The 20,505-nt window shown below is 43.6% G+C and carries 21 protein-coding genes and 2 pseudogenes; 9 read left to right on the forward strand and 14 right to left on the reverse strand.

Going from position 1 to position 20,505, the window contains the following annotated elements:
• Window positions 1-488: CAF17-like 4Fe-4S cluster assembly/insertion protein YgfZ (gene ygfZ, locus V5G28_RS05260; RefSeq protein WP_442994222.1), on the forward strand; the 488-nt coding region annotated here is incomplete at its 5' end.
• Window positions 489-1,335: 847 nt separating this feature from the next.
• Here ygfZ and V5G28_RS05265 read toward each other — a convergent pair.
• From V5G28_RS05265 to V5G28_RS05275, 3 genes and pseudogenes are all read right to left on the reverse strand, one after another.
• A pseudogene (locus V5G28_RS05265) lies at window positions 1,336-1,608 on the reverse strand (DUF5331 domain-containing protein); the annotation flags it as partial.
• A 114-nt stretch (window positions 1,609-1,722) separates the two neighbouring features.
• A complete protein-coding gene (locus V5G28_RS05270; RefSeq protein WP_332993634.1) occupies window positions 1,723-2,010 on the reverse strand; it encodes a (2Fe-2S) ferredoxin domain-containing protein in 288 nt (95 codons plus the stop codon).
• A gap of 472 nt (window positions 2,011-2,482) precedes the next feature.
• Window positions 2,483-3,457 carry a cysteine synthase A gene (locus V5G28_RS05275; RefSeq protein WP_332993636.1) on the reverse strand — a complete coding sequence of 325 codons (975 nt, stop codon included), beginning with the start codon at window positions 3,455-3,457 and terminating at the stop codon, window positions 2,483-2,485.
• Between the two features lie 294 nt (window positions 3,458-3,751).
• On the opposite strand from V5G28_RS05275, the gene V5G28_RS05280 reads away from it, so the two are divergent.
• Window positions 3,752-5,158: a sensor histidine kinase gene (locus tag V5G28_RS05280; protein ID WP_332993640.1), complete on the forward strand. Its 1,407-nt coding sequence runs from the start codon at window positions 3,752-3,754 to the stop codon at window positions 5,156-5,158.
• Window positions 5,121-5,573: a response regulator gene (locus tag V5G28_RS05285; protein ID WP_332993643.1), complete on the forward strand. Its 453-nt coding sequence runs from the start codon at window positions 5,121-5,123 to the stop codon at window positions 5,571-5,573. Before V5G28_RS05280 ends, V5G28_RS05285 begins: the two co-directional genes overlap by 38 nt.
• A 132-nt stretch (window positions 5,574-5,705) precedes the next feature.
• Here the strand turns inward: V5G28_RS05285 and V5G28_RS05290 are convergent, their stop codons facing one another.
• Together V5G28_RS05290 and V5G28_RS05295 are read right to left on the reverse strand one after the other, a co-directional pair.
• Window positions 5,706-6,338 carry a DedA family protein gene (locus tag V5G28_RS05290; RefSeq protein ID WP_332993646.1) on the reverse strand — a complete coding sequence of 211 codons (633 nt, stop codon included), beginning with the start codon at window positions 6,336-6,338 and terminating at the stop codon, window positions 5,706-5,708.
• A gap of 296 nt (window positions 6,339-6,634) precedes the next feature.
• Window positions 6,635-6,757 carry a hypothetical protein gene (locus tag V5G28_RS05295; protein WP_332993649.1) on the reverse strand — a complete coding sequence of 41 codons (123 nt, stop codon included), beginning with the start codon at window positions 6,755-6,757 and terminating at the stop codon, window positions 6,635-6,637.
• Between the two features lie 34 nt (window positions 6,758-6,791).
• Between V5G28_RS05295 and V5G28_RS05300 the strand changes: the two genes are divergently transcribed.
• Entirely contained in the window at window positions 6,792-7,145 is a 354-nt protein-coding gene (locus tag V5G28_RS05300; RefSeq protein ID WP_332993651.1) for an STAS domain-containing protein, read from the forward strand.
• Window positions 7,146-7,149: 4 nt separating this feature from the next.
• Here V5G28_RS05300 and V5G28_RS05305 read toward each other — a convergent pair whose 3' ends face one another.
• The 3 genes from V5G28_RS05305 to rpsF form a co-directional block, all read right to left on the reverse strand.
• Window positions 7,150-7,899, reverse strand: a complete 750-nt coding sequence (locus tag V5G28_RS05305; RefSeq protein WP_332993653.1) for a hypothetical protein — start codon at window positions 7,897-7,899, stop codon at window positions 7,150-7,152.
• On the reverse strand, window positions 7,892-8,449 hold the full coding sequence (locus V5G28_RS05310; RefSeq protein WP_332993655.1) for an Npun_F5560 family protein: 558 nt from the start codon (window positions 8,447-8,449) through the stop codon (window positions 7,892-7,894). Before V5G28_RS05310 ends, V5G28_RS05305 begins: the two co-directional genes overlap by 8 nt.
• 258 nt (window positions 8,450-8,707) lie before the next feature.
• Window positions 8,708-9,034: a 30S ribosomal protein S6 gene (gene rpsF / locus V5G28_RS05315; RefSeq protein WP_096566228.1), complete on the reverse strand. Its 327-nt coding sequence runs from the start codon at window positions 9,032-9,034 to the stop codon at window positions 8,708-8,710.
• Between the two features lie 525 nt (window positions 9,035-9,559).
• Here rpsF and V5G28_RS05320 point away from each other — a divergent pair.
• A complete protein-coding gene (locus V5G28_RS05320) occupies window positions 9,560-10,333 on the forward strand; it encodes a fumarylacetoacetate hydrolase family protein (protein WP_332993661.1) in 774 nt (257 codons plus the stop codon).
• Window positions 10,334-10,336: 3 nt separating this feature from the next.
• On the opposite strand, the gene V5G28_RS05325 is transcribed toward V5G28_RS05320, so the two are convergent.
• From V5G28_RS05325 to V5G28_RS05335, 3 genes are all read right to left on the reverse strand, one after another.
• On the reverse strand, window positions 10,337-10,813 hold the full coding sequence (locus tag V5G28_RS05325) for a Tic20 family protein (protein WP_332993663.1): 477 nt from the start codon (window positions 10,811-10,813) through the stop codon (window positions 10,337-10,339).
• Between the two features lie 84 nt (window positions 10,814-10,897).
• Entirely contained in the window at window positions 10,898-11,095 is a 198-nt protein-coding gene (locus V5G28_RS05330) for a hypothetical protein (RefSeq protein WP_332993666.1), read from the reverse strand.
• Window positions 11,089-11,268, reverse strand: coding sequence for a hypothetical protein (locus V5G28_RS05335; RefSeq protein WP_336229814.1), 180 nt, complete (start codon window positions 11,266-11,268; stop codon window positions 11,089-11,091). Before V5G28_RS05335 ends, V5G28_RS05330 begins: the two co-directional genes overlap by 7 nt.
• A 380-nt stretch (window positions 11,269-11,648) precedes the next feature.
• Here V5G28_RS05335 and glyA point away from each other — a divergent pair, with 380 nt between their 5' ends.
• The 3 genes and pseudogenes from glyA (at window position 11,649) to V5G28_RS05350 (ending at window position 15,618) form a co-directional block, all read left to right on the forward strand.
• Entirely contained in the window at window positions 11,649-12,932 is a 1,284-nt protein-coding gene (glyA, locus tag V5G28_RS05340) for a serine hydroxymethyltransferase (RefSeq protein WP_332993668.1), read from the forward strand.
• A 203-nt stretch (window positions 12,933-13,135) separates the two neighbouring features.
• The gene (locus V5G28_RS05345; RefSeq protein ID WP_332993669.1) at window positions 13,136-14,182 is read left to right on the forward strand and encodes a glycosyltransferase family 4 protein; all 1,047 of its coding nucleotides are present in this window, start codon (window positions 13,136-13,138) and stop codon (window positions 14,180-14,182) included.
• Between the two features lie 186 nt (window positions 14,183-14,368).
• Window positions 14,369-15,618, forward strand: a pseudogene (locus V5G28_RS05350) (competence/damage-inducible protein A).
• Between the two features lie 261 nt (window positions 15,619-15,879).
• On the opposite strand, the gene acs reads toward V5G28_RS05350, so the two are convergent.
• Window positions 15,880-17,850, reverse strand: coding sequence for an acetate--CoA ligase (acs, locus tag V5G28_RS05355; RefSeq protein WP_332993671.1), 1,971 nt, complete (start codon window positions 17,848-17,850; stop codon window positions 15,880-15,882).
• A gap of 198 nt (window positions 17,851-18,048) precedes the next feature.
• Between acs and V5G28_RS05360 the strand changes: the two genes are divergently transcribed.
• The gene (locus V5G28_RS05360) at window positions 18,049-18,699 is read left to right on the forward strand and encodes a restriction endonuclease subunit R (RefSeq protein ID WP_332993674.1); all 651 of its coding nucleotides are present in this window, start codon (window positions 18,049-18,051) and stop codon (window positions 18,697-18,699) included.
• 11 nt (window positions 18,700-18,710) lie between these two features.
• Here V5G28_RS05360 and V5G28_RS05365 read toward each other — a convergent pair whose 3' ends face one another.
• Both V5G28_RS05365 and V5G28_RS05370 read right to left on the reverse strand, forming a co-directional pair.
• Entirely contained in the window at window positions 18,711-19,397 is a 687-nt protein-coding gene (locus tag V5G28_RS05365; protein WP_332993677.1) for an MAE_28990/MAE_18760 family HEPN-like nuclease, read from the reverse strand.
• A complete protein-coding gene (locus tag V5G28_RS05370; RefSeq protein WP_332993680.1) occupies window positions 19,394-20,476 on the reverse strand; it encodes a DUF262 domain-containing protein in 1,083 nt (360 codons plus the stop codon). Before V5G28_RS05370 ends, V5G28_RS05365 begins: the two co-directional genes overlap by 4 nt.
• Window positions 20,477-20,505 lie beyond the last annotated feature (29 nt).

The following is a 20,505-nucleotide window of genomic DNA, read 5'->3' on the forward strand; positions in this document are numbered from 1 at the left end:
GATACACCCTGATTTTACCTGCTGCTGACAAAGAACAACTTTGGAGCAAAATTGTTGAAGCTGGGGCGGTACCCATAGGCGATCGCTCTTGGGAGACGTTGCGAATATTACAGGGACGCCCGACTCCAAACCAGGAACTTACTGAGGATTACAATCCCTTGGAAGTGGGTTTATGGCAAACTATTTCCTTTAATAAAGGTTGCTACATTGGACAAGAAACCATCGCCCGTTTAAACACTTACAAAGGTGTAAAGCAGCACCTTTGGGGCATTCACCTAAATGCTCCAGCCGAACCGGGAAGTCCAATTACCATCGGAGATGAAAAAGTTGGCAAACTGACCAGTTACACAAAAACCCTTGATGGTCACTTTGGGCTTGGCTACATTCGTAGCAAGGCTGGTGGTGTAGGTTTGAAAGTTTATGTAGGAGAAGTTGAAGGCGAAGTCACAGAAATCCCGTTTGTTTCTCAGGATTACCCACAATTGTAATCAGTTGTAATCAGTGGTTTGATCGAATAAAAGGTGTTTCTTCTTGATCGCATCCCACACCCTGACAAAAGTCATCTATCCAATTAGCCAAATGACTCGTACTAGCAGGTGGTGGATTCATTTGGTTATGAGCATTTTTTTGTGGAGTGGTCATAAGCCTACCTTTTCTTTCCACTTGTGTAGCAAAGGCAACAGATGAAACAGATTTGCTATCCACCTCGCTAGCAATGAACGCAGCCAATCCCATAGGTTGACTTTTACTTTCCCCATCAGAAGTATCAACTGCAAGCAATGATCTGGGTTTGTTTTTTCTGTCCACCCGTATAGTATGGCTAACAGATGCCATGGTTTGACTTTTGCTTTCCATGTTGTCACAAAAAAATGCAGCCAAAGGTATGGACTGACTTTTGCTTTGCGGCTTGATTGTAGTTGTAGTTATTGAACCAAGAGAGTTGGTTTTGCTTTCCACCTCAGTGCTAACAACTGCAACAGATTCTACAGATTTACCGTTGTTTTCCACTTCACTGACAATTTCACTAAAAGTCGAAGGTTGACTCTCGGTTTGCGTTTGGGGAGGAACTTCGCCAGTCCGTGCAACAGATGATACTTGACTTTTGACGCCATGCGGAAACAACGTCAAACCTAACCCTCCAACCCCCTTCCCTACGAGGAAATGGGGAGAATTTAAAGCCTCTCTCCTTGTAGGAGAGAGGTTTGGAGAGAGGTTCTCCACCCGTGAATTTTCCACTTCTGTGTCAACTACATTGGGCGTTAAAGGTTGATACTTAGGCAACGTCTGGTGCCAAGACTCATTCTTAACCTCGTTTTCAACCAGAGAATGAGCTGATTCTACTAAATCTAAATGCTCCTCAGGATTAAAGTTAAGACCTAAAGCTGCAACAATCTGATCTGGATCGTTGTTCAGTTCCAAAATGAAAGGAAAAATTTCTTCAAGTTGTGGCTCTAAAACAGACACAGTTGCCAAAATAAAACTAGAGCAAGGGCGACGCTGACCATCGTAAGTTCCCCAAACTCGCATTTTTTCCAGCCACGAACGGTTGTTGTCATAGTAACTCACCCACTTAAGTTTCAAAGAATGACGTAGCTGCTGAATATTCATCATGAAATGTCCCGCTTCAGTCAAAAAGAGTGCAGACCTCTATAATCTATAAATTGTTAATAATGAACCATTACCCTGTGGATGAAACCGATAATAGAGCATCTGTGTCACTCTTTAACCACCGCGTAAATGCTGTTCTACCAATAGAGCTACTTCACTAGGATGAACGCCACTATACCAGACCCTATCTGGTAGTATCAGCACTATAGGTCCATTGCCGCATTGTCCTAAACAGCCGCAACCACTCACAGTCACTTCAGGAACTGGTTGCGCCTCAAAAGCCGCTAGTACCTTTGCTGCACCTTGCTTGCGGCAAGTACGATTTTGGCACACCCGAACGCATTTAGCAGATTCGGGTGGGGGTGTTGCTGGGGAGTTAGATGATTGAGATATATTGTCCATTTGTCAATTGTTCTTTGTCTTTTGTCATGAATCATCTGTTCTCTGACTTTTCACGTCATGTGGAAAAACCAACAAACGAACCTAACCCCCCAGCCCCCTTCCCACCTCTCCCTAACCCTCTCCTAAAAGGAGAGGGAAGCGGAAAAACTTTTTTTGTTGTCAGGGGGAGAATTTAAAGCCTCTCTCCTACAAGGAGAGAGGAATGGAAGCGAGGTTTGACCGATTCCGTGAAAAGTAAGATCTGTCCTTTGCTTTTCAACAACAGGACTTACGCAAAAACTCTCTGAAACTCTTATCCCTTCGTGTCCTTGGCGTCTTGGCGGTTCGTTTTTTCATTAATTTGCGTAAGTCCTAAACAAAATAGACTTCTTGCAAAAGTCGAAAAAAAAAAGAATAATGAACCACAGATGGACACAGATGGAATCAAACAGATGCAATCTTGTCTAATGAGTTCATGACAAAAGACTTATGACTAATCTGGTAAAAGACCTTTTGATTGTAGCCATTCATGGTTGAATATACGTGACTGGTAACGCGAACCGCTATCGCACAAAATGGTGACGATGGTGTGTCCTGGTCCCATTTGTTTTGCTAAAGCAACGGCGGCGGCGACATTTATACCAGTGGAACCACCCATAAATAACCCATCTTTCCGCAGTAATTGATACACGACCCGTATAGCTTCCGTGTCATCAATCTGGATGGCGTCATCAGCAGGTGCGCCTTCCATATTGGCGGTGATGCGACTGTTACCGATACCTTCGGTAATAGAATTGCCTTGAATCTTGATTTCGCCTGTTTTTACATAGCTGTAAAGCCCGCTGCCCATTGGGTCGGCAAGAACGCATTTGATAGCTGGATTTTTCTCTTTTAAGTACATTGCGACACCTGCAAAAGTGCCACCAGTTCCTGTTGAAGTTACCCAAGCATCAACTTTACCATCTGTCTGTGTCCAAATTTCTGGTCCTGTGGTTTCGTAATGGGCGTGGCGGTTTGCTAAGTTATCAAACTGATTTGCCCAAATGGCATTTTCCATCTCGCTAGCGATTCTGCCAGAGAGTTTGACGTAGTTGTTGGGGTCTTTATAAGGTACAGCAGGGACAGGGCGAACTTCTGCGCCTAATGCCCTCAAGGCATCCATCTTTTCTTGAGACTGAGTGTTGGGAATAATAATCAGGCATTTATAGCCTTTGGCGTTGCAAATATGTGCCAGCCCAATACCAGTATTACCAGCCGTTCCTTCTACGACGGTACCACCAGGTTTAAGTAAGCCTTTTTCTTCGGCATCTTGGATAATGTAAAGTGCTGCCCGATCTTTAACAGAACCACCAGGGTTGAGAAATTCTGCTTTAGCAAGGATTTCGCATCCAGTTTCTTCACTGAAGCTGTTTAAACGAATCAGTGGTGTATGACCTACGCTACCTACAAAGCCGTTTTTGATATCCATGTTGAATTTACCTATCTTCTTCCCATAAGTTTGAGTAAACCTATCTCAAACTTATCCGTAAACGAGATTATGCTTTTGGTCATCAGAAAGTTTTAATGAGACGTAACTCCTCATGGGTAACGCCTTATTGACCCTATACTGATTTTAAAGAACTCTTGTTAAAGATTAAGCAATTCCCCTGACACAAAGATTTTTCAACGTCACTTAAAATTGTTGTACAGTGCTAAATTTTGAGGCTAAAGTGTAGGTGCTTTTTATGAGCTTATCGGTAGAAGTTTGCCTTGCCGACGTAAAATGAGAAGATCGCTTGCACAACAAGTTAAAGTGGGGCTGGTGTTAGCGTTGGTGTTGTTATTCATCAATTCGCTAGTATCTTACCGCAATATCCGCAGGCTGATTGAAAATCAGCGTTGGGTCACTCATACCCACCAGGTGTTAACTGAACTCGAACGAACACTTTCAACCTTAAAGGACGCAGAAACTGGACAGCGCGGTTATTTGCTCACTGGCAATGAAATTTATCTGCAACCGTATCAACGGGCGATCGCCCAAATTTCAACTTCCATTGACTCTTTGACAAAACTAACAGCAGATAATCCCAATTACGAACAACCGCTTTACATCTTACAACAAAGGATTACAGCTAAACTAGCAGAACTCGAACAAACCATCAAATTACGTCGCGAACAGGGGTTTGATGCTGCTGTGCGAGTTGTTCGCACGAATAGTGGTAAGCAGCTCATGGATAATATACGTCAGCAAATTGCTGAGATGAAAGCTGTAGAATACAGTCTTTTGCAGCAACGGGCAAAAGAATCACAAGCAAGCATTCAGCAAACCCTACTCACATTTTCTCTGGCTACTGGCGTGAATTTGGCACTGCTAGCTTTAGTCTACTACTTATTTAGGCGTAACCACCTTCAAAGCGAGGAGGAAAAGGCAACCTTAGAAAAGCGAGTCTTTGAACGTACCCAGAAATTGCAAGCAGCCAACGACGATCTTGAAGCCTTTGGTTATACAGTTTCTCACGATTTGCAAGCTCCTTTACGGGCAATGCACGGGTTTGCGGAAGCTTTGCTAGAAGACTACGGCGATGTAGTTGACGAACTTGGTAAAGAGTATGCCCGACGTATCATTCTTTCTGCGATGCGATTAGAAGATTTGATACAGGACTTACTTGCCTACAGTCACCTCAACCGTGCGGAATTGTCACTAAAAGCCATAGATTTGACACAGCTTATGTCAGATCTGATGAACGAAATCCAACCTGAGATAAAACAAAAGAAAGCAGAAATTAAAATTCAATCACCGCTACCACAAGTTATTGGTCATCGTCCAACGTTAGTTCAAGTTATCACAAATTTGTTGCTAAATGCGATGAAATTTGTGCAAACCAGTGTACCAGCACAGGTGCAGGTGTTTGCCGAAAGACATGACGATTGGGTACGCTTGTGGGTTGTTGATAATGGCATTGGCATTGCCCCCGAACATCAAGAACGTATTTTTCGGGTTTTTGAACGTTTGCATGGGCAGGAAACTTACCCTGGTACCGGGATAGGATTAGCTATTGTGCGTAAAGGTGTTGAGCGTATGCAGGGGCAAGTAGGGGTAGAATCCCAGTTGGGACAGGGAAGCAGGTTTTGGATTGACTTAAGGAGTCCGGATGACAGCAGCACACACAATATTGCTAGTAGAAGATGATCCTAATGACATTCTCCTTACACAACGTGCTTTTCGCAAAGCGAATTTAACTAATGCTTCGCTGCAAGTTGTGACTGACGGAGATACTGCTGTTGCCTACCTCAGTGGTGTAGGAGAATATGCAGACCGGGATCACTATCCCTTACCCGTGGTAGTATTGTTAGATTTAAAACTCCCGCGTCGTTCCGGTCATGAAATCTTAAGATGGTTAAGGCAGCAACCGGAACTCAAACGCTTACTCGTGGTTGTCTTGACTTCCTCTAACCAGAGATCTGATGTTGATCAAGCTTACGACTTAGGGGCTAATTCCTATCTCGTTAAACCTATCGGTCTTGCTGCTCTAGTACAGGTGGTGCAAGCACTGAATTTATATTGGCTCTTACTTAATGAAAAACCAGAAATTCGACAATTGTAAATGAAAATTCTCAACTCAACAGGTCAAAAACCAGAACTTAGTTCTGTGTGATGCTGAATTTTTTCTAAATTCTAAATTGTTCTCTAAATCAAAAAAGGAAAAGGGGACAAGGGGGATACGAAGGATGGTCCCTCATCTGCCTATCTCCTCCCCTTCCTTTCCCCGGGACTCCAACCATATGGGGATGGCAATCACCGCAACTAGAATCAGCAGCGCCAAGAGTGCAAACTGAGTCACCCAAGCAACCAATTGTTCTAGGGAAACAAGTCTTCCAGCAAAAAAAGCGAGTGTCACCATGACACTCCCCCAGGTAATAGCTCCTACGACGTTGTATATCAGGAATTTTCCGAAGGACATTTCAACTATGCCAGCAAGTGGCGCGGAAAAAATTCGCAGCAAAGCAAAAAAGCGCCCAAAAAACACGGCTTTTCCGGCATTTTCACTAAACTGCTCTTTGATACTCAAAAGTCTGGCTTCTGAAATTCTAAACAAGTTACCCAGGCGCACAAGCAAAGACCAACCGCCAATTCTACCAATCCAATAACCGCAGATGCCTCCAATAACAGCACCTGCGATCGCATCAGTGAGAACCAGCCAGTAATTCAGCTCTTTGCTACCTGCTAGAAACCCGCCTACTAAGGTAACGGTTTCACCTGGAAGAGGAATGCCTAGATTCTCTAACAATATTCCCAAAAAAATTGCCCAATATCCATATTCATGAGCAACTTTCTGGATGTTTTCTAGTGATATAAACTCAAGAGACATCCAGCACCGCCCTCTTCACAAATTTTTACTTTTACTCTATGTTGACTCTTTTTTGAGCCAAGTGTCAATTGAGTCGTTTGCCAAACTCCAAAATTCATAGTCAAAAGTCATCGTAACTATTGACTTTTGACTATTTATTCTCCATATACCACAACCCTACGCCTACCTAAACAAAATATATTTTTTTTATAAAAAATTTATGAAATAGCCCTGACATTGTAAAAATTTCGTAAAAGATACGGTTGATACCGAAATTACCCTATGCTTATGCCTATATTGGTGAAAGTTAGGACATATTATACGGCATGGATACTGACATTATCAGTCTTAACCGCATTGCTGCGAGTTCCCAGATAACTGGGTGAAGCAGCATTTTTTACGGTTGAAAGCGAATGAGTATCTGTGTCTGTTTTCTGCATTTTTGTAAAGTGTTTCAATTACTCAGTTAGATTCATGACTATCACACCAAAATGTCAAGTAGTTTTGTTTAAACCCGAAGGACGCATAGATTTAGCAGGTGGTACGGTTCTGAGCGAAAGGATGGCTGCCGTAGTTCCTGAACGTAATCAACTGTGGGTTATTGATTTAGCAAAAGTTGATTTCATGGATAGTTCCGGGTTGGTTTCCCTAGTCAAAGGCTTGAAGTCGGCGCGTCAAAGTGGTTGCCGGTTGGTTCTTTGCAATGTTCAAGCTCCTGTCAGGTTAGTTTTAGAACTTACCCAATTAGATTCAGTGTTTGAGATATTCAACGCTTACGAAGACATTTTCACCGTTGTTGAAGAAAGAAGCTTAGTCACAGTAGACTGACATTCTATTGGACAAGGGGAATGATAGTCAAGTCGAGTATTGGCTTTGCTGTTAAGCAGTACCAATGGCAAGTAAATAAATCTGGCTGTTGGACGCCGACGCTAGCCAAAGCTGGTGCAGTTGGAAATGGCCAAAGACGGTCAAAACAAATTTCACTTTTTTGCAATCCAAACTGCACCAGGTATGTAGCGGGTGGTGCTGATAAAGATTGCAAGAGATTGTATGCCATGTGATACAGAGGTTGACGCAAGGCATCTGACAAATGAAAAGGCTGATAATAAGTTATGTCACAGAGCAATAAATTCTGTGGTAACTTTTTTTCATAGAATTCCTCAGCTAGAGCAATGACCTCACCGTAGAGCGGTCCTTTAGCAGTGAGTACCACTGGTAACCAAAAGCAACCATCACCAATGGCGACTTGCATTTCCTGTGCCAATTGTTGACGTAACCCAGGAACATCTGCGCAAGCTTTAATGATTGCTTGAAATGGCAGTCCCAAATGCTCAGGCAATGAGAGGGTTAAGGGGCAAAAAAGCATCTCCGGCAATTGGGAAAAATTATCCCCATCTGAGGGTTGAAATCCCAAAATTTCTTCTTTAGATGTTAAATCATTTGCGGCAACTACTTCCACAGAGGTTGCTTGCGTGGCATCTTCAGTAATTGCCTTCTCTATTGCTGATAACATCCTTCTAACGGTGGGAGAGTCTATGATTTCTCTCCCATCTGACTCAACCACAATGAACACTTTAGGCATTTTGTGTGGAAATATTATTTTCGGGAGATGCGACGCGCGGGAAATTCGGCAAATCTATACCACTGTGAGACGAAGTACGAGTTCTCAGCGCCAGACGGTAACTTACACTTTGGAGTTCTGCCTGGAGTTGGCGATTTTCGCGTTGTAGCATTGCTACTTTTTCTCTAACTGGAGTCATGCGCTCCTCGAACTTGCGACGATAGATTTGAGGCAACTCCTGTACAACTTGCTCCAGCATTCGGCTGCGATCTGTCAGTTCTTGCACTGACTGACGCGATTGATAAATCTCAGCGTCGCGCGCTGAAATTTGCTCTTGGTAAAATGTCACCTGCTGTTCCACAGCTTGCAGTTGTTCTCGTAGTTCTTGCAACTGAGTCAGATGACGCTCAGACACTTCTGGTTGGGACATAAAATTACTGTTGCCCTTAACCAGTCGGAAGAGTTCTTGAGACAGCTGTTGCACCAGTTGATCTCGAAGCTGCAACTCTTGGCGTAGCTTCGAGACTTCTGCGGAGAGAGCTTGGATAGTAGAGGTATCAGTTTGGCTCACAGTGGCTTACAGCTCCGATTAAGAATCTTTTCCTTTGTGATGTACTACTGCGGCAGTCATGCGTTTGTCAATTGACATATCCCTGTCAGTAAAACTAGGGAGATGATTTGCCTGTACGGTGTCTTTGGCGCTCCCTATTGTATCTTATGTTTAACAAAATATTTTATACAGGTTCTATACATTTTTGCGGCTCATGCCCACAACTTAATAAAAGTTAAGGGCAACACAGCCGCACCAATCTCAATTCACCAATAGCCTTTAGGCAGCGCTTGCTGTTTCCTCTGAGCTTACCTCTTTGACTTCTTGCTTAATCGTCATGTAGCGAATCACTTCCTCGCTCAAACGCATAGCGCGTTCTAAAGGAGCAATGATCTTGCCAGGCCCAGTGTAATTCATCTGTATGTAGATGCCATCTCTTTGCCTATTAATTTCATAAGCCAGACGCCGCTTTCCTCGATTTTGAATCTGGATATTCTCGCCTCCCTGTTCCCGTACCAAGTTCTCGTATTTGGCGATCGCTTGCTCTACCTGTTCATCATTCAGGTCGGGACGGAGGATGTACATTGTTTCGTAAACGATTTGCATTTTGTTTTCTTTCCTTATGGACTACATGGCTGCTGAGGTCAAGAATGCATAGGTATCGTCATTGACTACCCCAACACCAATCAACATCTCAAGCAACAAGGAACTTTGTGAGTTCTTTGAATTATCAATTGGGAAATTCTTAAGCTGAACTTCCTTTGTCTAGTCATCCTACGGTCAAGTGGTTCCCAAAAATCTTTTAGTGATCACACACAATCCGTTAGGAGTGGCTAGGTACTCTTAAAGTCGTTGTTACAACTAACTTTAGTCGTCTTTCGGGGTTGCAGGCTTAGGCACTTTTTCTGCCAAGATTTTTACAACGCATTTTAGACATTTCTACCGTTACAATTGTATCACGTTTTCCTAAGTATGCGTGTTGACAATGTTTCGGTAAAAAAATATTGATTTTTGCACTTTCCCGTCAGGTTTTATAATCTTACCAGTTTTTAATTTTAATGCTTAGCCAATTTGCTCATCTAGTATTACATAGTGACGGTTTGATTGCACAAGAGGTTACTCATAAACGTTATGGCGCAGCGGTATGTGCGAGTTCAAAATCCAGAAGGACAAATTTACTATGGCTTGCTACAGCTTTCTCTCAAGGTGCATGTACTGGATGCTCCACCCTGGCTACAAGGGCAACCTACTGATTTAATTTTGGAACCAGAAAATTATCAAATTTTGGCTCCCTGCGCTCCTTCAAAAATTGTGGCAGTTGGCAAGAATTATGCAGAGCATGCGGCAGAGATGGGAACAGAAGTACCTAGTGAGCCTCTGCTCTTTTTCAAGCCATCCACGTCTATCGTCGCCTCTGGTGCAGAAATTGAGTATCCACCACAGTCGCAGCGGGTGGACTACGAAGGAGAATTGGCGCTGATCATTGGCGATCGCACTTTCTTGTGTACGCCAGAGGAGGCTCAAACAAAGATTTGGGGTTACACCATTGCCAATGATGTGACAGCGCGGGATTTACAAAAACGAGATAGTCAATGGACACGAGCCAAGGGTTTTGATACGTTTTGCCCCTTAGGACCGTGGATTGTTCGAGAAGTCAGCCCAGGAGCTAAATTGCAGACTTTTTTGAATGAGGAGGCAACTCCTGTACAATCTGCCTATATCGACCAGATGGTATTTCCCCCAGATTTTCTTGTCTCCTATATTAGTCAAGTGATGACGCTGCTACCTGGGGACGTGGTTCTAACGGGTACCCCGTTGGGGGTGGGTCCGTTGCACCCAGGCGATCGCGTGCGTGTGGAAATTGAAGGAATTGGTCGCTTAGAAAACACTGTGATCGCCCGTTAACCGCTAGCGCAATTGCATATAGGCTGCTTCGGAAATGGCGGGAATTTCTGCGTAACGTCCCATCAGGGACTGTATAACAGAAAATACAACTGCTGCGATCGTGCCCAGAAAAATCGTGGTGTATAGAGTTTGAATTGCAAAACCACCAGCTGGAATTATCCCAATAAGTTGAGTTAAGATGCTAAACAAAAAGATGACAATGTCCAAAAGAATTGCCTGCAAGGTATTGAAACGAATAAAGTGACTAATATTTTCTTTCCTAACTACCAAAAGAAATAAAGCAAAGAAAATAATTAGTCCCGCAAAAGGGACGCCAAAGTAAATTGCGATCAATGGCTGAAGCGGTAGAAACAGCAATCCCAGAGGTGGAAACTGTCTGAACAAAAATATGCCGAATCTAAAAACCTCGACTAAAGGAAGCAAATAAGGTAAACAAGCAAAAATCCGATCAGAAACCGTGGTAGACCCGCGCCAACTCATCTTGCGTTCTCCTGTAGTTACAATTTAATAGTCACTTGACCCTACAATAACGCAGTTACTTGGTATTGCTGGTAGAACATCAGATTATTCAATGTTAACGATGCGGAAACCCATGAGACACTCATACTGGTCTGGCTGCTGTTCAGTAAGCTTGCGAATCATATGACCGCAGTACAGTTTACCTTGACGCCACCGGGGTTGACCGCTTCCGTCAGCGAGTAAGCAAGATTGGCATACCTGTTGAGGAGCAAAAATTTGATCGTCCATGAGAATCACTAGCATCCAATCCCTCCTGTCAATTCTGAATTATTACCTATATATGTCCTGGGGGGAACGCTGGTTAGGGTAGCAGTGGATGTTGTAGCGGATGGTTGATCTGTCAGTCCCAAAAACAAGTTATCCGTTACACGCGTCATTTGCTCGATTGTCACATCTGTTACATTCTTGTATGTCATCCGTTGCCCAACCTTCCATGCTCAATGCAAGAAGAATGCCGCTAAGTACAAACCAATTAAAATGCCCGCTGGCGTCACTGCGGCTGGTACTATTCACTGTTTTAATTAGATTGTATGTTGGCTATTTGACTTTGTAGTAAAAAGTAATACATAAATTAATTTATGCACCATAGTGGCAAGCAGCTATGGTTCATACAAGATACGAGGAAAGAGCGTTATGATTATTAACGCATTTATTGGTCTAGCATCCAATAATTAAGTAAGTCGGGGTAAATAAATGTCATGAGTCGTTAGTCATGAGTTAACAACTATATGGACTATAGACCATAGACTTTGGACACTTACCGACTGTTTTGCAAATTTCCATAAGGATAGCTGAAGTGACTCTGACTAACTCAGATTTTCTTGCCTCCTCCGACCCTGCTGTGGCGGAGTTAATCAACCAAGAGCTGCAACGCCAACGCGACCACTTGGAGTTGATTGCTAGTGAAAACTTTACCTCTGCCGCTGTACTAGCAGCTCAGGGTTCCGTACTGACAAATAAATATGCAGAAGGATTACCTGGTAAACGCTACTATGGCGGTTGTGAGTTTGTAGATAAAATAGAGCAAGTGGCAATTGACCGTGCCAAACAATTGTTTGGTGCTGCTCATGCCAATGTCCAACCCCATTCTGGCGCACAGGCGAATTTTGCAGTGTTTTTGACGCTGCTAGAACCAGGAGATAAATTCCTCGGAATGGATTTGTCTCATGGAGGACATTTGACCCACGGTTCGCCTGTGAATGTATCAGGTAAGTGGTTCCAAGCTAGCCACTACGGCGTTAATCAACAAACAGAACAACTCGACTACGAGCAAATTCGACAGCTGGCGCTTAGGGAGCGTCCAAAGCTTTTGATTTGTGGTTATTCGGCATATCCCCGCATCATCGACTTTGAAAAGTTTCGCAGTATCGCCGATGAAGTTGGCGCATACTTACTGGCAGATATTGCCCATATTGCCGGTTTGGTTGCAACTGGTCATCACCCCAACCCTATTCCCTATTGTGATGTTGTGACCACAACGACACACAAAACTCTACGCGGTCCTCGGGGTGGCTTAATCTTGACCCGCGACCCGGAACTAGGTAAAAAACTGGATAAATCAGTTTTCCCTGGTAATCAAGGTGGACCTTTGGAACACGTCATCGCTGGTAAAGCAGTCGCTTTTGGCGAAGCCCTAAAGCCAGAGTTTAAAGTCTATTCTGCCCAAGTGATTGAAAATGCCCGCGCTTTGGCTACCCAACTCCAAAACCGAGGCTTAAAGCTAGTGTCAAATGGCACTGAGAACCATTTAATGCTAGTTGATCTGCGGTCTATCAGCTTGACAGGTAAGCAAGCAGATCAGTTGGTGAGTGGTGTCAATATCACCGCCAACAAGAACACAGTTCCCTTCGATCCAGAGTCACCATTTGTGACGAGCGGTTTAAGGTTGGGTTCCCCAGCCATGACAACGCGGGGTTTGGGAGTGGAAGAATTTACGGAAATTGGCAATATTATTGCCGATCGCCTGTTAAATCCAGATTCAGCAGACATTACCCAAGATTGTCGGCGACGGGTCAAAGCGTTGTGCGATCGCTTCCCCTTGTACCCTCACATAGAGATTCCGGTACCAGTGTTAGCGTGAAATTATAGTTAGTAGTTATGGGTTAGGAGTTATTAATTAATAATTCCTAACTCATAATTTTTTCAGGTTTCCAGTCAGCAATCTTAGATTTAAAATCCAAAATGTAAAAATCCCCTGCTGATTAAAATCTCAATTGTAGTAAATATAGGTAGACAAGTCCTCGGCAGATTTTTGTCTTCTAACCTAACTTATTGAATATACAGATGCCTCCTCAGATATATCATCTGATTGCCTTCCTCTTTGCCGCCGTAGTCGTTCTTTGGACTACGCCTGATGTAAGAAATATTGGCATCAAAAGTGGACGCCTAGATAAACCTAATGACCGAAAAGTTCATCAGCGCCCGATGGTGCGCCTGGGAGGAGTTTCTATCTTTACAGGTACTCTCATCTCCCTGCTCATTGTTTGGTGGTTAGGCGGATTTGGAATTTTGCCGCCAGAAAAAGAATGGCAAATTTGGGGAATCACCTTAGGAGGTATTGGCTTTTTTCTCATCGGCTTAGCAGACGATTTGTTAAACTTGTCTGCCATAACACGCCTTGTTATGCAAATTATTATTGCAGCACTTGCTTGGAAAGTAGGTGTCAGTATAGATTTCTTAAGCATTCCCACAGGCGGAATAATTCAACTTGGTTGGTGGAGTTTGCCGATCACAGTTGTGTGGTTGGTAGGAATGGTGAATGCAATTAACTGGATTGACGGTTTAGACGGCTTAGCTGCTGGCGTGTCTGGAATTGCGGCTGTGGTGATGCTAGTTGCGGCGTTGTTTATGCAGCAGCCCGCAGCAGCCCTAATTGCCGCAGCGCTTGCTGGTGCTTCACTAGGATTTCTGCGTTATAATTTTAACCCCGCGCAAATCTTTATGGGAGATGGCGGGTCTTATTTTATGGGGTTCACCCTCGCAGCAGTTGGTGTCGTTGGTTTAGTCAAAACTGCTGCTGTCACTGCGGTGTTATTGCCTTTCCTCATTCTGGCAGTACCAATTGTAGATATGTCAGCAGTGATTTTGGCACGACTGCGCCGTGGCAAATCGCCTTTTGTTGCAGATAAGAGCCATCTGCACCATAGACTGCTACGAGCCGGTTTGTCTCACAGATTAACCGTTTTGTTCATTTACTCTTTAACTCTATGGGTTGGGAGTTTAGCATTGGCTATAGCTGGTATACCCAGTGGTATTGCTTATGCTTGTGCTGCCACTTCTTTGCTAAGCTACACTGGCTGGAAAGTTTGGAAACACTCGCGGCAATCCTAGGTGGTTAATGGTGAGTGGTTAGTAGTTACAGCAATACCAAATAGGTCGTGAAGATTATATAAACCGCCAAGACACCAAGAACGCCAAGAGATAAATTAGCAAGGTTGATAACCTATTTAGGATTGCTGTAGTAGTTAGTGATATATTTTGACGACCAACAACTAACAACTAACAATATCCTATTTTATGAGTGCAGAAATTATTTGTGTTGGTACTGAACTGCTGTTAGGAGATATTCTTAACAGCAATGCCCAGTATTTGGCGCAGCAGTTAGCCAAGCTGGGGATTCCCCACTACTATCAAACTGTAGTCGGAGATAATCCAGGAAGGTTAAAACAGGTTATAGAAATTGCGAGTAAAAGAGCGCAAATTTTAATTTTCACAGGAGGTCTTGGTCCCACACCCGATGATTTGACCTGTGAAACGATCGCTGATTTTTTTGGCGCTGCTTTGGTAGAACGTCCAGATATTATTGAAGATATTACCAAGAAATACACCCAGCGCAGTCGGGTTATGAGCCCCAGCAACCGGAAACAAGCTTTGATACCCAAGGCGCAGAAATTTTACCAAACCCCACAGGAACAGCACCCGGTATTATTTGGCAACCCCGTCCGGGATTAACGATTTTTACCTTTCCTGGTGTACCAAGTGAAATGCACCGAATGTGGGAAGAAACTGCGGTTCCCTATCTTAAAAGTCAAGGTTGGGGAAAAGAAATTATTTACAGTCGGATGTTAAAGTTTTGGGGTGTTGCGGAATCTGCTTTGGCGGAAAAGGTTGCTTCTTATCTCAACTTACCCAACCCAACAGTCGCACCTTATTCGAGTAGAGGGGAAGTCAAGTTACGAGTTTCTGCGAAAGCTGCTTCCGAAGAACAAGCACAGGATTTGATTGCACCTGTTGAGAAACAAATTAAAGAAATTGCTGGATTAGATTATTATGGTGCCGATGATGACACCCTTGCCTCAGTTGTGGGTGAATTGTTGCGGAGTGCTGGGGAAACCCTTTCTGTGGCAGAATCTTGCACGGGTGGTGGACTAGGGCAAATGTTGACGGATATTTCTGGGAGTTCTGATTACTTTTGGGGTGGGGTGATTTCTTACGACAACTCGGTAAAAGAAAGGCTTTTGGGGGTGAACTCAGAAGACTTGGCAAAGCACGGGGCGGTCAGTTCTATTGTGGCAGAACAAATGGCTGTGGGAGTGCGATCGCGTCTTTCGACGAGTTGGGGAGTGAGTATCACTGGTATCGCTGGACCAAATGGTGGTACAGAGACTAAGCCTGTGGGTTTAGTTTACATTGGCTTAGCTGGACCAAATGGGGAAGTGGAAAGTTTTGAATATCGTTTTGGTGCTGCGCGGGGTCGTTCTTTAATTCGTCATGTGAGTGCGTGTACGGCGTTGGACAATCTGCGAAGGAAGTTGTTGAGTCGATAGATATCTTGCACGAATATCTAGCACCCCACCCTAACCCTCCCCGCAAGCGAGGAGGGAACTAAATCATCCCTCCGCTTGCGGCGGGACTGAGGGGGGTTTTAAGGATCTTTGCCAGAAATCTATTGCTTAAGCACCTTCGCGCAGCTTATCCAACACACCTCTATCTTCTAGGGTCGAGGTAGCGAGGAGGGAACTAAATCCTCCCTGCGCTTGCGGGGGGAGTGAGGGGGGTTTTAAGGATCTTTGCCAGAAATCTATTGCTTAAGCACCTTCGCGCAGCTTATCCAACACACCTCTATCTTCTAGGGTGGAGGTATCGCCAGAAACTTCTTGCCCCGCAGCAAGATTCCGCAGCAAGCGCCGCATAATCTTACCAGAACGAGTTTTGGGCAACGCATCCGTAAAGCGAATTTCTCCCGGACGGGCGATCGCCCCAATTTCCTGCACAACGTGTTTTTTCAGTTCTTTACTCAGTTCTTCACTGGGGTTATTACCACCTTCTAAAGTTACAAAAGCAACTATCTCTTCGCCTTTGAGTTCATCAGGTTTGCCTACCACGGCGGCTTCAGCTACGGTGGGGTGAGAAACTAAAGCTGATTCAATTTCCATTGTTCCCAGTCTATGCCCTGATACATTTATGACATCATCAACGCGTCCCATTACCCAGAAGTAACCGTCTTCATCGCGTCTTGCGCCATCTCCGGCAAAGTAGACATACTGCCCATCTTTCGGGGGGATGTGTTCCCAGTAAGTTCGACGGAAGCGTTCTGGATCGCCGTATACTGTTCGCAGCATACCGGGCCAAGGATGCCGTACGACTAAGTAACCGCCTTCGTTGTCGCCTACAGGGTTGCCTTCTAAATCCACGACATCGGCTAAGATGCCAGGGAAGGGACGAGTCGCGGAACCTGGTTTGGTCGGAATTGCCCCGGGAAGGGGTGTAATCATGATACCGCCAGTTTCCGTTTGCCACCAGGTATCGACAATTGGACAGCGATCGCCTCCAATCACTTTCTGATACCACATCCAAGCTTCTGGGTTAATTGGTTCACCCACCGTTCCCAGCAAGCGTAGGGAAGACAGGTTTCGTGCGTTGGGTAGGTGTTCGCCCATCTTGATAAAGGCACGAATGGCAGTAGGTGCGGTATAAAATACGGTAACGCCGAGTTTCTCGATAATGTCCCAGGTACAGCCAGGGTTAGAGGGACGAGGCGCACCTTCGTACATCACCGTTGTTGCACCGTTGGAAAGGGGACCGTAGACGATGTAGCTATGACCCGTAATCCAGCCTACGTCAGCAGTACACCAATATACATCTGTTTCTTGTAAGTCAAAAATCCATTTGGTGGTCATGTGGGTATATAAGTTATAACCACCAGTTGTATGTACAACGCCTTTCGGTTTGCCAGTGCTACCGGAAGTGTAGAGGATGAACAGCATATCTTCGCTGTCCATCGGTTCAGCGGGACAATCTGCAGAGACACCTTTTTGTAAATCATGCCACCATTGGTCGCGTCCCGAAGTCATATTCGTATCTTGTCCGGTACGCTTGACAACCACAACATTTTCTAGTGAGGGAACAGCGCCATTGGCTAAAGCTTTGTCTACTTGCTCCTTGAGAGGTACAATTGCATCCTTACGCCAACCACCATCAGCGGTAACTACGAGTTTTGCTTGAGCATCGATCAGTCTATCTCGCAAAGCTTCCGCACTAAAACCACCAAAAACAACACTGTGGGGTGCGCCAATTCTCGCACATGCTAGCATGGCGATCGCCGCTTCCGGAATCATTGGCATATAAATGCCGACGCGATCGCCCTTTTTCACACCCAGTTGCTTCAGCACATTAGCAAACTGACAAACTTCGCGATGCAGTTGGGCGTAGGTGAGGGTGCGCGAGTCGCCTGGTTCTCCTTCCCAAATAATGGCAGCTTTATTCTTGCGCCAAGTGGTGAGATGTCTGTCAAGACAGTTGTAAGAAATATTAATTTTGCCATTGACAAACCACTTAACAAACGGCGGTTGCCAATCCAGAATTGTGTCCCATTTCTGGAACCAGTGCAACTCTTGTTCTGCCAATTCCGCCCAGAATTTTTGGGGATCAGCTTTAGCTTTGTCGTAGAGGCGCTGGTATTCTTCAAAACTTTTGATCTGGGCTTTTTGAGAGAATTCTTCGCTGGGGTGGAATAGACGCTTTTCTTGAAGGATTGATTCTATCGTGGGTTGGGACATGATTGTTTGTGCAATTGGCGATGTGACTGAACACTATTGTGTACGCAGATTTACCAGAAAGTGTTTTGATTTTCGTTAAGATGCGCCAGTATTACAAAGTTAATTTATACATAGCCCTAAGGAGTGGGCGTTGAGAAACCTATTTTTGATTTTCATATTGCAAGATGTAGGTAGTACCCAAAAACACTGCCAGTAGCCATGCCAATCACTGTAGAACCCAGCAGCTTATCCCTCAACGACGTTCATCGCCTGCTGAAACTGCAAGAAGAGCCTATTGGTTCATTCACAGACTTCCTAACTTTAAACTCTCTAATTGAATTTGAACAAGAGGATTTATTGAAAATTAGGAATGACTTCTGGCATTATCTCGCGGCAGGTAAAATTTCTGAAGGGTTGGTTAAATTTTTGACGCTTGCACCCTTGATGCGGACGGCTGGCTTATATGATGTGCCTATTCTCCTGACGATGGAGGATGTGATAGCGATCGCCATTGAAGATGAGGAGACAAGCATTAGAGGACGCATGGATATTTTAGCAGTCAACAACGCTCAAGCGACCACTGCGCCACCTTTTTGGATTTTAGTGATTGAGACGAAAAACAGTGCGGTAGATGTATTTGAGGGTTTACCACAATTGCTCACTTACGCTTTTAAGAGTTTAGAGCAGCAATCATCTGTGTGGGGGCTAGTGACGAATGGACGTAGTTATCTGTTTGTGCATTTGAGACAAGGTAGTCCCCCAACTTATCAGATCATGCCAGAACTGAGTCTGATTGATACTGAGGAATCAATTCGGTTGTTGCAGGTTATGAAAGCGATTTGTCAGTTAGAGAATTTTCAAGATGATTAAAATTAATTTAATCAATCTAGATATTCTTTATTATCTAGATATTCTTGGATGTTTTGTAAAATTTGGCGTAAATACTCTATAACCTCTTCCTTAATTTCTAAGAGTTCGTCTATAGTCTTGTCCCGTCCTACTTCCTCAAATGACTTAATTCCATGTGCTAAATCATTTCTGGTTTCTCTCACCACTAAAAGGTTTTGCCCGTTCTTAGTTTTAGAGCAGTCAGTACAATGTGAAAAACCATATTTATCTGCTATGTCTCTAATCACCTTAGCATCAACATTACCTGAAAAAATTTTTTCCCGTTCAAATGTAGCTGTGATTATGTCGATAGAGATTTGAGTTATTTTGGAATGAATATTTTTAGCAGAAGAATTTTTAAAACAATTTTGCAAATTTTGAAGTATAGTTATTTTGATGTTAGGTTTTATTTTATCGAAACAAACTCCTGTACTACGAAATTCATCGTATATTGCTTCAATACCGTTTCGCATAGTAGATTCAACTAAGTTATAAAGCAACAAAAAACCATTGGCTTTAAGAGTTTTTACTAACTCTGGCTCAAGGCTTTTTAATTGGTATTCACCATTACTATTGAGGAAAGATAACTTTGTTTTTTCTTTAATTAAGTTTTCTAAAAAAATGAAGTAACAGTCCACTTCTTCGACACGAGTTTTAAAGTCTAAGAGTACAGTATTCATGATTTGCCTAGTAGTTGTTCGCGCACATATTCTATACGCCTAATTACTTTATTTCTGGAGCTACTAGCGTCAGAACTTGTGTATTTTCTAAACTCTTCGGAATTTATCCATTCTGTTGATTGTGGTTTTAAATCCTTTTTTTCTCTTAATGCTAGAGCAGTACCCGCAGCAAGAGATTCAAATTTAATACGAGTGGTAGTTCTATCCAGTTTTTTCCCTTGTCGAAATCCATTTGGAAAATATTTTTCCACAAAATTTATCATCACTTGAAATTCCATTCGCATATTTTCTTGATTCAGAGTTTGATCTTTGTTATATTTTTCTAGAGATTGATTGAGAAATGGATTCACCTCACGCCCATAATTTTGATAGTTATTCAAAAATGCAAAGAAACGCAAAACATATTCTTGAGGGTCACGGCTATTAATAGCCTCCTTAGAAAAGAAGCATAAATGACGGAATTTAGGATTTTTCGATAATTCCTCAATCAGATCTAGGAATGGTCCACGCAAGATTCCTCTGCGCTTTTCCATCTCGTTAAGTTCAACGCTACCTGTATTAATTCTTTCAAACAAATCCCTTCGCACTTCTTCATCTGCTTCTTCACTCAGTTGAATCATACGAAGTGTGCTTCGTTTGAAGCGTCTCTGACGGGCTAGTGGTAAGTCCTCAAAGGTAAAGCCGTTAAGCTTTTTTAATTTCTCTAACTTATCTAGAGTCAGTTCATTGCTCAGGAATTTTGCTAAAGTACGAATGCGTTGTGAACCGTCTATAATTTCTAAACGTGCTTCATCATGTTCATCACCACAGACATCAGCAACAAAAATGTAGGGTATCGGCAAGCCTAAAAGTACAGACTCAATAAATTTCGATTGCCTGTCTTCATCCCAAGCCATTTCCCGTTGGTAATCTGGTATAAACAGTTCATTCGCATCCTCCTCTATTCCATCCATGTACTTCTGAACCAGAATTTCGATGGGATATTCTTTTGTGTCGTAGTCAACCGGCTTTTGCTTTTCCCGCAGTTCTGCTTCCGCAGCTTCTTGCCTCTCCTGCGTTATTTCTGGCTTTGAACGCATATTTTTTTACCTTGGGTGGTGGTTTTGCA

The sequence above is a fragment of the Scytonema sp. PRP1 genome (assembly GCF_036697665.2).
GTDB lineage: Bacteria > Cyanobacteriota > Cyanobacteriia > Cyanobacteriales > Nostocaceae > Kalymmatonema > Kalymmatonema gypsitolerans.